This window comes from Peribacillus sp. Bi134, from assembly GCF_918698065.1.
GTDB lineage: Bacteria > Bacillota > Bacilli > Bacillales > DSM-1321 > Peribacillus.
Genome location: NZ_CAKKLN010000017.1, coordinates 39,950 through 53,319 on the forward strand (window position 1 = coordinate 39,950; position 13,370 = coordinate 53,319).

Below are 13,370 nucleotides of genomic sequence, written 5' to 3' on the forward strand. Positions count from 1 at the left end.
CTCTCCAATTCTTTGTCGGAGGCTTTTTTCCTGGATTTAGAATGGATTGCCCTGAAGGAATTAACAACTTACCTGGGTGACATTCTAATGGCCCCATCCAGTCTGATGGTTTCCCCATTCAGCATTGGATTCGTTATGATGCTTTCCGTTAGTTTAGCGTACTCTTCTGGATACCCGAGCCTTGATGGGAATGGTACGGTTTTCCCTAATGACGTCCTAGCTTCATCAGGTAACGAATCGAACATCGGAGTATGGAATAAACCCGGTGCAATCGATACGACACGTATCCCTTTGCTGGCAAGCTCCCTTGCGATTGGCAGAGTCATACCAACAATCCCACCCTTGGAGGCACTATATGCGGCTTGTCCGATTTGTCCTTCAAAGGCAGCGACCGAAGCAGTATTGATAATGACGCCACGCTCCCCTTCTTGATTCGGCTCATTTTCGACCATTTTTTCCGCGGCAAGCCGGATTACGTTAAACGTACCGACCAAATTGATTTGCACGACTTTTGAGAACGCTTTCAATTCATGCGTACCTTTTCTGCCTATGACCTTCTCTGCAATTGCAATGCCTGCACAGTTGATGACCGCATTGATGCTCCCGAATTTTTTCATCCCTTCATCCAACGCCACCGATACGCTTTCTTCACTTGTTACATCCGTTTTAATAAATAGGACTGAATCTCCCAATTCCTGAGCCATTTTAGCGCCTTTTTCCTCAGAAAGGTCAAATATGACCGCTTTTCCACCTTTTTTAATGATGTTTCTTACTGTCGCGGCTCCAAGACCTGAAGCTCCTCCTGTCACAACTGCAATCGTTTCTTGAATTTCCAAATCCTCACCCCATTTGTTTCTAGAATATATATTCATCTTTCACTATCATCAAAACCTATTTTCAAGATTTATTTCACCGCTTGCCTGCTTTATCGTTCACTTTCAAGTCATGAAGGGTTTCGATAAAGCCTTTGATTACCTGTTCAAAATCCTGCTTCAGCCCATCCAGCTCTTTAATGCGTTCATTTATTTCGTTCAGCTTCTGTCCTGCAGTTTCAATCGTTTTTTCCAATTGCTTTATGCCTGTCCTATCCTTATCGAATAAAAGGACGATATCCTTTATTTCCACTAACGAAAAACCATACTTCTTACCGCGCATTATGATTTTGAGCTGCGCATATTCCTTCTTTCCATAAACCCTTTTTCCCGTTTCGGTACGCTTTGGTTTAAGCATACCCAGTTCCTCATAATATCGGAGGGTCCTTGTCGTCAATCCGAATTCTTTTGCTAAATCAGAAATGGTGTACATGTTAAAACCACACTTTGCAAAGGGATTATTTACCTTCATTTTAACATTGACGTTAACGTAAACTTCAATAATTATTCACAAAATTTATAATATATGAAACTGTATGAAAGATTTAAATTGATATACTAAGGGTATATTCTTTTAAAGAAGGGAATGATCGCTCAATGCTATGTTCAAAAATATTAGTTGCTTATGATGAATCCGAATTGGCACTTAAATCTTTAGAAAAAGCGATTGAATTAGCGAAGCTGGATCCCGCTATCGAAATCCAGGTGCTTCACGCTGTAACGCTGCCAATCAAACCAAATATATATGGCAATGCCTTTCAGGAAATTGAAGAATCCATGCTCAAGTATGGCAAGGAAGTGATTAAAAAAGCGGAAGCGCTTTTATCCGAAATCCCGAATGCATCCCAAACATTTGTCATAGAGGGTTCAGCCATCACGGCTTTATTGGAACATGCAAAATCCCAGAATTGCGACCTTATCATCATGGGCAGCCGCGGATTGAGTGGCTTCAAGGAATTCCTTGGCAGCGTGAGCCACTATATCGTTCAACATTCCCCAGTTCCTGTCTTGCTGGTCAAATAAAATTCACGGCAGTACTCTTTATGACCAGCCCTTTCCTAGGCTGGGTTCCCCTTGGAATCCAGCTTATTTATGCGTGCATGAATTCCAAACTTATCATGTTTTACAAACACTTCCGTTTACAGGTAAAATGAAACTAATTTAAACGAGGATAACAGGTGACGCAATGGATATTAAACATTTGCAATACTTTATAGAGGTAACCAATTTCAATAGCTTCACTCGGGCTGCCGACCATTTATTCATTACCCAGCCTACCATCAGCAAGATGATTAAAAACCTGGAAGCCGAGCTAGGAGTTGAGCTTTTTGATCGTTCACGCAAGCAACTGATTTTGACCGATGCAGGCAGGGTCGTCTTAGAGCAGGCAAAATTGATTGATAAGGCCTTTCACAATTTGGAAACGGAAATGGACAATTTAGTAGGTTTGAAAAAGGGACATATACGCATCGGGCTTCCGCCGATAATAAACGCTTCTTTCTTCCCCCGGATACTTAGCCGTTTTCACGAGGATTATCCTAATATTACCTTTCAATTAGTAGAGGATGGTTCAAAGAAAATAGAAGAATCCGTTCAAAGTGACTTAATTGATATAGGCGTAATAGTCCTGCCAACCAACACCGCACTTTTTCATCATTTTGCTTTTTTGGAAGAAGACATCAACTTGATTGTCCATCCCTCCCATCCGCATGCTTGTGTGGAAGAAATTGATTTGGCCGACCTGGAAAAGGAATCTTTCATCTTATTCAATAAAGATTACGTCCTTCGAGATCTCATCATTTCATCCTGTAGTGAAGCTGGTTTTTCTCCACATATCGTCACGGAAAGTTCACGATGGGATTTTATTGAGGAAATGGTTTACTGTAAACTTGGCGTTGCTCTATTACCTGAAAGTTTATGCCGTCATGATGATCGCGTAAAGACAATCAAGGTTAAAAACCCCTCTATTAGTTGGAATTTAGGATTTATTTGGAGTAAGGACCATTACCTTTCATACGCTGCAAAAGAATGGCTGAAATATACGAGGGAAGCGTTATCACACTAAGCAGTGAATTATCTAGCATGATTGATGTAAGCATTATCATAGATTTAGGTTATGCACATGATAACATCTAACCATTTTACAATGAGTTACGGCGGGGTTAGACTAGTATAAGTAAAAAGCACGGTAAATGCTGATGGATCCATATATTCTAAAAAGGAGATTTTCATGATCACTTTATCTAGTGTCGATGAGTTACAGGCAACAGAAGCAGCGCTGGAGAAAATTAAATATTCATACCCCGAACTATTTGATAAACTGCTCCATGTCGTTGCCTTAACACGGGCTCTTCAATTTAAATATCAATATATGGGCACATTACTCATGGATGAAAACCCTAACGAATACACCCCTGAATTCGTTATGCCCTCCGTTATCGGATTATATATAGAGGAAGTTCAAAAGTTAAAGGATGATCCGAATATCCAGGCATTACTTCAGACCTTCTCCCAAAATAAAAATATTGGATATGCCAAAATCAGTATGCTTGTGCTCGGTAAAAGCCCTGAATCGCTTTTAGGCGCTTCATGCATCAAATGAAGCCCCCTGATATACTCCGAAAAAAAAACCTCCCTTTTATGGAAGGTTTTTTTCTTTACGTGTAATTAAAGCACTTTACTCAAAAAGGCTTTAGTTCTTTCCTGCTGGGGATTATTGAAAATCTCACTAGGAATATTTTCTTCAATAATATAACCTTCGTCCATGAAAATCACACGATCTCCAACTTCTTTTGCAAACCCCATCTCATGGGTCACAACTACCATGGTCATGCCTTCCTTAGCCAGCTGCTTCATGACCTCAAGGACTTCGCCGACCATTTCCGGATCTAGAGCGGAAGTCGGCTCGTCGAATAGCATGATTTTCGGTTCCATCGCCAACGCCCTGGCAATTGCGACGCGCTGCTTTTGTCCCCCCGATAATGAATCCGGATATGCGTTCGCTTTCTCGGCAAGTCCGACTTTCTTAAGCAGTTCCATCCCTCTTTGGGAAGCCTGTTCTTTGGATATCTTGCGGACCTTTATCGGCGCAAGCATTATATTCTCAAGAACAGTCTTATGTGGAAATAAGTTAAAATGCTGAAATACCATGCCAACTTCCGTCCGGACTTTATTGATATTGACCTTCTTATCTGTCGTATCAAGCCCTTCAATGAAAATATGGCCTCCCGTTATCGTTTCAAGTTGATTGATGCACCTTAGGAAAGTGGATTTTCCCGACCCAGAAGGACCAATCACCACGACTACTTCCTGAGGGGAAACGATTGCATTGATATTTTTCAATACATCATTATCGCCAAATGACTTCTTAAGATTCTCCACCTTTATCATTCTGTTTTCAACCTACTTTCGAGTCTATTTAATACAAAACTTAAGATGAGGGTAAGGAATAGATAGATGAAGGCACACGCCAAGTATGGCTCCCATACTTTAAAGTACTGACTCCCCATCGCTTTCCCCCAATACATCAATTCCGGGGCAGCAATGACACAAAGCAGTGATGAATCCTTCAATAATACGATGAATTCATTTCCTAACGGAGGAATCATCCGTTTGAAGGCTTGAGGCAATACAACATGTATCATTGTTTGGACATGGGTCATTCCCAATGAACGGGCCCCTTCCATTTGCCCTTTATCGATGGATTGAATGCCCGCCCGGAAAATTTCGGCAATATATGCAGCTGCATTTAAAGATAAAGCAATGACACCGGCAGTTACTGCATTCGTTTCCCCGGTAAAAAAGGGCACGATTCCAAAATGGATTAAAAAGATTTGAACTAAAAGCGGTGTTCCGCGAAAAACCGTGACATAACAGTAAAATGGAAAGGCAAGCACCTTGTTTCTCATGATTTTCCCTAAACCGATCAATAACCCCAAAAAGGTTCCGATGAGGATGGAGGAAACTGACAGCCCTATAGTAAGCAATGTTCCTTTTAATAAGAAAGGAGCATATTCAAAAATAATATCCCAGCGAAAACTCATTTTGTTTCCCTCCTAAGGCCAAAAAAACTGCGTAACTTCACACGTAAAGTTACGCAATCTTTTTACTATCCATTTATTTTTATTGTTGTGATTTCAATGTTTCTATATCTGGATCAGTACCAAACCACTCTTTATATATTTCTGCATATTTACCATTTTCATAAATGGCATTCACGGCTTTATCGAACTCCGATTTCAATTCACTGCCTTTTGGGAACATAAGACCATAAAACTCCTCATTGAAACTTTTGCTATCTTCAACGACTTTCAGTTTTTGATCGGGGTTATTTTTCACATATTCTTCAACAACCGTATTATCAGCTACGACAGCCGCAGCTCCGCCTTTTAGTAATTCCTGAATGGCTAGGTTATTATTTTCGAATTTTTTGATATCCTTGTGATTCTTTCCAAGGAGTTTCTCTACCGCTTCCTGTCCAGTAGTACCGGTCTGAACGGCAATGACGTTTCCTTTCAATTCATCTCCAGATTTTATATCACTATTCTCAGGAACGAGAATCTTGTTTGTGGATAAGAAATACGGAACCGAGAAGTCATAAGATTGTTTTCTTTCGTCATTCACTGTAATCGCAGATATGGCGACATCCGCTCTCTTACCTTCGATTTCAACAAAAATCGGATCCCAGCCAACAGTTTCCAATTTAACTTCATAACCCGCTTCTTTTGCAACGGCATTGATGAAATCAACATCGAATCCTACAATCTTATCGCCTTCAAGATATTCAAATGGAGCATAGTTGGCGTCCGTCACGATCCTGAGTGTTTTTCCATTGGACTCTTCTTCATTACCAGTTGTCGAGACTTCCTTACCCTTCCCGCATCCTGTCATGACTAGTAACAAAGAAGCTACCATGGCAAACACTAAAAAAGAAACCTTTTTCAAAATAATCCCCTCTTCTCTCTCGTAAACTCTCTTTTTTTAAAAAAACAGATAAATCTAACTTTAGAGAACATTCAGTATATTCTTTTAAGAATATTATACGTTTATTTGTTTTTTTATGCAATAAAAAGTCGACAAATAACTTTAGTAAAATAAAATTTTAATCAATTAACTTGGTAAATCAAATACGCAGCTAAGCTCCAATGGGGAAAGATGCACCCTTTTACCCTTTATTCGAATTAATAGATATTATATTGAAAATAGATATTGCCACCTTTCAAAAGGTTTAATAGAACAAAAATAAGCAGCGGCCATATTAGCGTGGCCGCTGCTCAAATGATTATTATGGAACTTCCTTATTCCCCTCTTCAATATCTAACATATCCAACAGGAAGATGAAAATCGGTATTCCGATGATCAATCCCCATATCCCAAGGAAATGCTCGGAAAACAATAGGATGATGAAGGTGAAAAATGTTGGAAGATTTGTTTTTGCCGACATGAATTTCGGATTTAAAATATAGCTTTCAATTGCATGGATTACAACTATCATGATTAATACAGCAATCACTTTGGGCATGCCGCCGATACTATAGGCAATCATACTAAGTGGAATGAGGGAGATGATGACCCCTGCAACCGGAATCAAACCCAGGAAGAAAATCATGATCCCTAGACCGAGCAACTGCGGGAAGCCAAGAATCCATAAGAAAGTTACAGATAGGACAGCATTCGTAATGGCTATCAAGAACTGGACCTCAATCACCTTTCCGAATGAATTGATGAATTTGACGCCAAAGTGGCTTAAGTTTATAAAGAAAGATTTAAATTTGGCCCGCTTGAATTTAGAAGTGAAACGAATGATTTTATCTTTTTCCAATAAGAAAAATAGACTAAGCAACATGGAAATGAAAATTTGAAATGCCAGTTTACCGAAATCGGATATATAAAGATAGAGTGTATTCATCTGTGTTTGAAGATCGAGCGGCGATCGCAGCTCGTTCATTATATTAATGGCATATTGAATGACCCTGCTATCAGGTGGATGTTGAAAGAAGAAAACGATCTGTGTCACTAATTCCGTGAATTGTAGCGTAATGACCGGTAGATATTTATAAAGAACGATGGCTAAACAAGAAATGACGACTGCATATAAAAAGCTTATAACAACCTTAGAGTTGATATGCATCACTTTATTCAGCCGAATCATGATAAATTGCTCCAGCCTTCCCATCAGGAAAGTGAAAACAAATGTGAATAACACGATATTAACCATACTGCCGATGCTTATTAAAAAGAGAACTAATACAATTAATGTAATTAACCTTGAAAAACCTTCGCTTTGCAAATACTCTTTTACCACTTACCTATCTCCTAACTACCATTCTGCCGTGATAATTCCATCTACCTTTCATTTTACACGGAATTGAGGAATTCTACTACAATTACCTTCCATTGACAACAAAATTATTTGAATGATCGGTAAGACTCAGGATGAAGACGTAGTTAAGACCGTTTTCGAAAATTCGACCATTAATTTCTCAGCACTTTCTGCATGAAAAAACATCTGCCAAATCGGCAGATGCCAGACTTTAGACAAACTCAATGAAAATCGAGTATGTCTAAGCTTTTTTATTGTTTTTTAGAATTTGGACGTTGATTTCCGCTCCAGCCACTCGCTTTCCGCGGGCGGTCGCGGAGCCTCCTCAGCTTGCGCCTGCGGGGTCTCCTCTAGACGCGCTTTTCCCGCAGGAGTCTCGCACCTTACGCACCAATCAACCAAATGGGCAGATGTTAATCTTCATCCTTCACATCGATATCTTCGGGGATGGGTTCGTTATAATAATCCGCTAAATCCTTCTTATATTTCTCCATCTGTTCAAGATGCATATTAAACTGATCTTTAAAAATCAAATGCTGCTCACCATCATGAACGGTGCGTATTTTATTTTGAACGATCAAACTTTCTATATAAGATTCCGGCATCGATAGATATTCCGCAGTCTCTTTTACTGTCAAGTACATGCCTTCACCCCTTTTCCTCTCTAACTATACTAGATATGAAGCATTATTTGAAGCGCTTGATTTTTAACTGAAAACCCCTTACATGCCAAGGAAAGGACGATACCCGATTCGGGGTATTGTCATGCAACCTCACCAGCTTAATCAATTTCCGCCAATGGAACATTTTAGATAAAACAACTTACAATCCCTTCCATTAACATGTAAGATAATGTTAAAGCAATATATCCATAGATTAAGAGGAGTGGACAAAGATGACCTTCTTTTATGTCATTCTTGCGGCAATTTTTGCTGTTTTCCTGGTCAATTTCGTTAAAGGGCTAAGTGAACCGGCTAAATTAGAACGCTATCAAAATGAATTCCGTAAATACCATGGTGAAACTTTAGATCTGCATGCAACGGAAATCGTTTCAGAAGCATTGATAGAAAAGCTTAATAAAGCACTGAATTTCAATTATATGGAAAAAGTCAATACTGAATTCCGCCTGAAGCATCCTCGGGACTCACAGTTAAAGGTCAATCAGGCTTGGCGTGAATTGAAACGCTATTTGATTATGGCTGCAGTGTTTGGAAAAGTTGAAATGTTTAATTCAGTCATCGATGAGTTATGGCATATCATGCTGAACTATAGACAGGAATATGATGAGTTTTGCAAGGTTTTCATCGGTAGGACCATTCAGCACCATCCTCATTCAGAACCTGTTTTCAAACCCGATGAGCGCACTCTTTTTGACTTTTACTATGTACAGCTATTTACGGTGGACTCCCATTCCATTCAAAAATGGGGCAAATTTTTCAAACATGATAAAGGGCTAACGCTTCTCCGAGATTTTGAAACGTTGGAGCTGGAGCAGTTAAAAGAGAAATATATGCGGAAACCGACAAGTATACAGGCGGAACGGACCTTTGAATCTTTCACTTCCCAATTTAAAGAAAATCGCCCCATGACAGAATTGAATTGGCGGAAAACGTACGATCAGACTGACTACGCAGCTCCCGCCTATTTCACTTATGCAAGCACCGATGATTTCGACAGCGAATTTAAAGATATTTTCGGTAATGAACCGAACACAGTTTCCACTGGATCCGGCCATGCAGATCATGGTGGCCATAACGGTTCCCATGACAGCAGTTCTGATTCCTCTTCAAGCTGTTCTTCATGCAGTTCTTGTTCGTCTTGAGCTTTTCGCTTGGAGAAATCCAAGCGTTTTTGTATACACAAGAATTAGATGAACTGGATTGATGAAGCTTAATTTTTTACTCAATTTTAAAGGAGTTACAATTGATATGCATGATAATGAGATACGAAAATTCAGACCAGTTTTTGTCTATGCAAATTTGGAAAATAAGAAAAAATTAGTGCAAGGTTTAACTGAAGATCGAGTGAAATTAATTCAAGAATTAAAAAAATATAGAAATGCCCTTTCACCATTTTTAATTAATGTTTTGCAAACTAATATAGATCAGTGGGAAATAGAAATTCATGATTGGGAAGAGGAAATAAAAAAAATAGAAGCAGAGAAAGAGAGCTTTTAAGTACTCTCGGTTTGCAGACAAAAAGGGTTCGGAATTTATAAATTCCGAACCCTTTTTGAGATTTCCTTTGAATTTTCGTCCAAGGTTAAGAGCTCGGGTATTTGACGCATTCCATTTCCTTCTTCATTAATTCCACCGATTGAACCAATTCTTGATCCTTTGTTTATTTTTCTCAAGAACCTCCTTCGATGTCCGGTTGTCTTTTTGTTTTTTCCATTCAAAGAAAGATGCAATTCCGATAAGCAGCCCTCCACCGATGATTAAATACAGCCACCATGGCATCTCGCTCCACATAGAATTGGTATTCATATATACATTGAATAAAATCGTCCCAGTTCCAGCGATGAAATAGGATTTATATTTCATCATGAATCCAAAGAGCATTGCTGCCAATGACACGGTTCCGATAATGAGGGCATCATATAAGGTGTTTCCTGCCATTGCATCAATGATCAGGGCTAAAAACAAAAGGAAAACAATACCGCTTTCGATATATTGTGTGATTTTGCCTTTAACAAAAATTTTCCTTAGCAGAGTGGTGCTGACAATGAACAGCGGCAGAATATTCACCTCCTCCTCAAGTACAGGAGGGATCGTGAGCTGATCGACAATGACCCAATACGGATATAGGCTGAACAAAATCGCTGCTGCCAACTGGGATTTTCTTTCCAACATGCCTGTCGTCGTGCTTCTCATCAAAATGAAATAGGCCGGAATCAGAAGTGCCGCGATGATTTCCAAAATGAAATGTGCCGGTCCCCCTGTCAAAACATCCATGTTCATGGCAAGAAGAAACAGCAGACCATAGACTCTGTAAAAATCCAATTGAAGTCCTGCCCCGCCTTTATCTAGCAAGCCTTTAAAGTATTTCTTGCTTAGCAAGACCATTATGGCCGTACACCCAAAAAGGACTGCCGTTCCAACGAAAGGCTGTAATGTGTCCGCGTACACGATGATGATCCAATACGGATACAAACTGAGAACTCCCGTCAGCCAAACGTAGATGCCCTTTTCTTTTACATCCTTTGTGAAACTTCCAATCAAGATGAAGTAAACCGTGATCAAGAGCGATACAAAAACTTCGAGTAACTGGGTCAATGTTTCAGTTGCTGGAAATCCCCGATTCATGGCCAGTAAAAACAGCAAGCCATATATCCTGTATGCATCGAAGGTGATTCCTGTTTCTTCCTTTTTGATTAAACCATCGAAATAACGCCGGCTTAAAAGCAGCATCCCTGACATACAGCCAAAAAGGAATAGCAATCCCATTACAACAGATAAGCTGTCGGCATAGCCGACTATGATTAAGAAGGGATACAGACTGACTAGTGCAGCAATATTGGAATAGATTTTCCTTTCTAGCTTTTCCGCTGTCAAGCTTCTCAGGAAAATGAAATAAGCGGTTAACAGCAGCGATACAAAGACTTGGAGTAACTGATGCTTAGTATCATTAAAAACCTCCGCATTCATATCGATCAAAAAGAATAAACCATAAATCCTGAAAGGATCAAAGCTGATGATGCCTGATCCGTTTTTCTTGAGTAATCTGCTGGAATACAGGCTGCTTAACAACAACATACCTGCCATACAGCCAAAAAGAACAGCCAAACTCGTGACGATTGGGAGTGTATGGGCATAAACTATGATATTGATGAACGGGAAAAGGCCGATGATTGCCGCTATTCCCGAGTAAATGCTTTTTTCTTTCTTATAGATCGTGAATCTTCCCATCAGGATGAAGTAGCTAGGCAACAGCAGGGAAACAAAAATCCCCAAAATCGCAGAACCTGTATCGCTCATAAACACTTCCAGATTCAGAGTACACAGATATAACAAGCCAAAAATTCGATAATAATCAATGACTCTCTTCGTTCCCTCTTGGTTGAGCAATCCTTTGAAAAGGCGTCTGCTAGCCATCATCATCACAACCATACATACAAGCAATACGATAATCGCCATAACCAGAGCTAATGTATTTACATACATATTATAGAAGATGAACGCCAGGCCTAGAGGAACCGCAACATAGTTCCGCCAATTCCTTTGCATGAGCAGATACCAGGCAAACAAGAGCTGTACAGTCATCACTCCTACCCAGACTAACTCGCGGTTAAGTGGAAAGTCCCGGATTGCCGTTTCAAAAATGGATATGCTTATCCCTAAATGAATGAATGGAATAAGGTAATACTCAATGATGCCTTTCCAATTCTTATTGGATAACGCCCACAGAATGGTTATGAGTCCTGCTGTAATCATCATGCATATTGATGTAATGAATACCATTTGCTCCATGTTTACCACAAATAAATGGACCTGTAGGAAAAGGACTGAAAACCCTAGGTACGTAAAAACGTATTTTTCCCATTTCACATGCGCCCTTAAAGCACTTAAAATATAAATCGACAGTTGCGCAACATATAGTAACGGTGAGCTTTCCGTAAAAATAATGAGCAAATATCCAACAGGAATCGCCAGTAAATTGGCAAGGTGACTTGCGTAAATGAAATACAGTTTCCCATTTTTTTGAATATTTCCCAAGCCATTCTCCTAATAGGAAAAAGATAGTGGGGCCGAGCAACACGAACGCAATCCTCAGCACCATTGAAGCAAAATCAAAAACATCGTAGAGTGAAGCATATAAGCTGGCACTTGTAATCACGACAGGCACCCAGAATATGTGCTTCCGATGGATATGGACGGACCAGCCGTTTATTGCGGTAGCTACGGCAATCACTCCGCTTGCCTCCAAAGGATTCCGTGAATCGAATGGAATCGATATCAAGGAAAGGCAGGAAAGAATCTGTCCGCTATATGCAAAAACTGGAAATAATTTATGATATCCCTTTTTAAATGTGTAAGCTGCACCGATGGAAATCAGTGAAACACCCATTAAATAGACGCTGAGCGGGATATTTGACCGAACCCATTCTAAACTCTCCATCAAATATGGATAGAAAGCAACCAAAGCCAGTACGAAAGTGATTGGAAATCCGTATAAGGCATTTTCCTTCATATGCTTTGTTTCGTCTTTTATAAATGTGATGAAGAAAAGCCCAGAGATCATGGCGAGCGCCACACTAACTGCAAGCCAATCCATTTCGCTGAATTTAATGGTCAGTATCACTAACATGATCATTGGGGAGATAAGTAAGATACTCTTCCTAAACAGGATGTACCTTGGGTGACGATTATATAAATATACTCCAAGATATTGAATGACCTGAATAACAAAAATCAGATTTAAGATGGTAGAAAAAGAGACTGGCAATGCAAAGAAAAGGTATAGTAACGCTAAGTCGAAAATAACAACAGCCGGGTACGTGAGGCTTGAATTTCTCGATTGAAGGGAAACATAGGCAAGCTGAGCGGATACTAACATGAGCGCGACGAATATTTGCGCATAGTTCTCCTGGTACACCATCGCGTTACTATATAAGAAAACGATCCCGCTCCCAATCAAACTGGTGAACGTGAAGTTCTTGGAAAGCTTAGTCATTTTGGATTTAACCAGATATTTCGATAGCATGGTAAAAATGATTGGTACAAATGCAAATGCGGTGATCATATACTCACTTAAAAACGAGTTATAAACAAGATGGATATATCCATACGTGAAAACGGCGCTAAAAGCCATTTCATAATATTTTTTTTGGAATTTGACCGAAATAATTAAAAACAAAACAGAAAAGACCATCAACGTTAGCGAATACACCAAGTTGCTTGAAAATAACGTCAGGATCACAAAAGTCTCCACGATAATCTTAAACTGGATAAATTGAAAAATGAATGGTTTAAATAACGTTAGTGCTTTTTGATTTTTCAATTGCTCAATATTCCATAATAGCATTAAATTAAGAACGCCAATCGCCAAAAACATCCACGCGATAGTCGGCGTCACAAAAGCCAATCCGAAATAGCAGGTAATGGCAAACGTGAATATTGAAATGAAAATGAATATTTTCGACTTGAAGTATTCAGCAATCTTACAATAAATGGCTA

Annotated in this window: 14 protein-coding genes; 5 read left to right on the forward strand and 9 right to left on the reverse strand. The window is 39.5% G+C overall.

Annotation, left to right across the window (positions count from 1 at the left end; translation table 11 throughout):
* Positions 1–68: 68 nt before the first annotated feature.
* Positions 69–836 carry a 3-hydroxyacyl-CoA dehydrogenase gene (locus tag LQ188_RS25765; RefSeq protein WP_101225947.1) on the reverse strand — a complete coding sequence of 256 codons (768 nt, stop codon included), beginning with the start codon at positions 834–836 and terminating at the stop codon, positions 69–71.
* A gap of 73 nt (positions 837–909) precedes the next feature.
* Positions 910–1,305 carry a MerR family DNA-binding transcriptional regulator gene (locus tag LQ188_RS25770; RefSeq protein ID WP_230178810.1) on the reverse strand — a complete coding sequence of 132 codons (396 nt, stop codon included), beginning with the start codon at positions 1,303–1,305 and terminating at the stop codon, positions 910–912.
* A 164-nt stretch (positions 1,306–1,469) separates the two neighbouring features.
* On the opposite strand from LQ188_RS25770, the gene LQ188_RS25775 reads away from it, so the two are divergent.
* The 3 genes from LQ188_RS25775 (at position 1,470) to LQ188_RS25785 (ending at position 3,474) form a co-directional block, all read left to right on the forward strand.
* Positions 1,470–1,895 (forward strand): universal stress protein, encoded by a 426-nt coding sequence (locus LQ188_RS25775; RefSeq protein WP_101225945.1) that lies wholly within the window; start codon positions 1,470–1,472, stop codon positions 1,893–1,895.
* 163 nt (positions 1,896–2,058) lie between these two features.
* Positions 2,059–2,937, forward strand: a complete 879-nt coding sequence (locus LQ188_RS25780) for a LysR family transcriptional regulator (protein ID WP_230178812.1) — start codon at positions 2,059–2,061, stop codon at positions 2,935–2,937.
* A gap of 165 nt (positions 2,938–3,102) precedes the next feature.
* Positions 3,103–3,474 carry a hypothetical protein gene (locus LQ188_RS25785; RefSeq protein ID WP_101225943.1) on the forward strand — a complete coding sequence of 124 codons (372 nt, stop codon included), beginning with the start codon at positions 3,103–3,105 and terminating at the stop codon, positions 3,472–3,474.
* Between the two features lie 65 nt (positions 3,475–3,539).
* Here the strand turns inward: LQ188_RS25785 and LQ188_RS25790 are convergent, their stop codons facing one another.
* The 5 genes from LQ188_RS25790 to LQ188_RS25810 all read right to left on the reverse strand — a co-directional run bounded on the left by LQ188_RS25790 (position 3,540) and on the right by LQ188_RS25810 (position 7,838).
* Positions 3,540–4,262 (reverse strand): amino acid ABC transporter ATP-binding protein, encoded by a 723-nt coding sequence (locus tag LQ188_RS25790; protein ID WP_230178814.1) that lies wholly within the window; start codon positions 4,260–4,262, stop codon positions 3,540–3,542.
* On the reverse strand, positions 4,259–4,915 hold the full coding sequence (locus LQ188_RS25795; protein WP_101225942.1) for an amino acid ABC transporter permease: 657 nt from the start codon (positions 4,913–4,915) through the stop codon (positions 4,259–4,261). The genes LQ188_RS25790 and LQ188_RS25795 overlap by 4 nt, the downstream gene beginning before the upstream one ends.
* 79 nt (positions 4,916–4,994) lie before the next feature.
* Positions 4,995–5,816, reverse strand: a complete 822-nt coding sequence (locus LQ188_RS25800) for a basic amino acid ABC transporter substrate-binding protein (RefSeq protein ID WP_101225941.1) — start codon at positions 5,814–5,816, stop codon at positions 4,995–4,997.
* A gap of 340 nt (positions 5,817–6,156) precedes the next feature.
* Complete coding sequence (locus LQ188_RS25805) at positions 6,157–7,176, reverse strand: AI-2E family transporter (protein ID WP_230178816.1); 1,020 nt, start codon at positions 7,174–7,176, stop codon at positions 6,157–6,159.
* 431 nt (positions 7,177–7,607) lie between these two features.
* The gene (locus tag LQ188_RS25810; RefSeq protein ID WP_048687214.1) at positions 7,608–7,838 is read right to left on the reverse strand and encodes an excisionase family DNA-binding protein; all 231 of its coding nucleotides are present in this window, start codon (positions 7,836–7,838) and stop codon (positions 7,608–7,610) included.
* Between the two features lie 251 nt (positions 7,839–8,089).
* On the opposite strand from LQ188_RS25810, the gene LQ188_RS25815 reads away from it, so the two are divergent.
* Both LQ188_RS25815 and LQ188_RS25820 read left to right on the forward strand, forming a co-directional pair.
* A complete protein-coding gene (locus LQ188_RS25815; RefSeq protein WP_230178818.1) occupies positions 8,090–9,016 on the forward strand; it encodes a hypothetical protein in 927 nt (308 codons plus the stop codon).
* A gap of 106 nt (positions 9,017–9,122) precedes the next feature.
* Complete coding sequence (locus LQ188_RS25820; protein WP_101225939.1) at positions 9,123–9,371, forward strand: hypothetical protein; 249 nt, start codon at positions 9,123–9,125, stop codon at positions 9,369–9,371.
* 126 nt (positions 9,372–9,497) lie between these two features.
* Here LQ188_RS25820 and LQ188_RS25825 read toward each other — a convergent pair whose 3' ends face one another.
* Both LQ188_RS25825 and LQ188_RS25830 read right to left on the reverse strand, forming a co-directional pair.
* Positions 9,498–11,663: a hypothetical protein gene (locus LQ188_RS25825; RefSeq protein ID WP_230178821.1), complete on the reverse strand. Its 2,166-nt coding sequence runs from the start codon at positions 11,661–11,663 to the stop codon at positions 9,498–9,500.
* On the reverse strand, positions 11,581–13,370 hold a 1,790-nt coding region (locus tag LQ188_RS25830; RefSeq protein ID WP_230178823.1), incomplete at its 5' end, for a hypothetical protein. The genes LQ188_RS25825 and LQ188_RS25830, both read right to left, overlap by 83 nt.

Bases quoted from the DNA above. Each gene is read 5' to 3' on its own strand.
- LQ188_RS25770 (WP_230178810.1), bottom strand. From the start codon at position 1,305: ATGTACACCATTTCTGATTTAGCAAAAGAATTCGGATTGACGACAAGG.
- LQ188_RS25775 (WP_101225945.1), top strand. From the start codon at position 1,470: ATGCTATGTTCAAAAATATTAGTTGCTTATGATGAATCCGAATTGGCA.
- LQ188_RS25780 (WP_230178812.1), top strand. From the start codon at position 2,059: ATGGATATTAAACATTTGCAATACTTTATAGAGGTAACCAATTTCAAT.
- LQ188_RS25785 (WP_101225943.1), top strand. From the start codon at position 3,103: ATGATCACTTTATCTAGTGTCGATGAGTTACAGGCAACAGAAGCAGCG.
- LQ188_RS25790 (WP_230178814.1), bottom strand. From the start codon at position 4,262: ATGATAAAGGTGGAGAATCTTAAGAAGTCATTTGGCGATAATGATGTA.
- LQ188_RS25795 (WP_101225942.1), bottom strand. From the start codon at position 4,915: ATGAGTTTTCGCTGGGATATTATTTTTGAATATGCTCCTTTCTTATTA.
- LQ188_RS25810 (WP_048687214.1), bottom strand. From the start codon at position 7,838: ATGTACTTGACAGTAAAAGAGACTGCGGAATATCTATCGATGCCGGAA.
- LQ188_RS25815 (WP_230178818.1), top strand. From the start codon at position 8,090: ATGACCTTCTTTTATGTCATTCTTGCGGCAATTTTTGCTGTTTTCCTG.
- LQ188_RS25820 (WP_101225939.1), top strand. From the start codon at position 9,123: ATGCATGATAATGAGATACGAAAATTCAGACCAGTTTTTGTCTATGCA.
- LQ188_RS25825 (WP_230178821.1), bottom strand. From the start codon at position 11,663: ATGGAGCAAATGGTATTCATTACATCAATATGCATGATGATTACAGCA.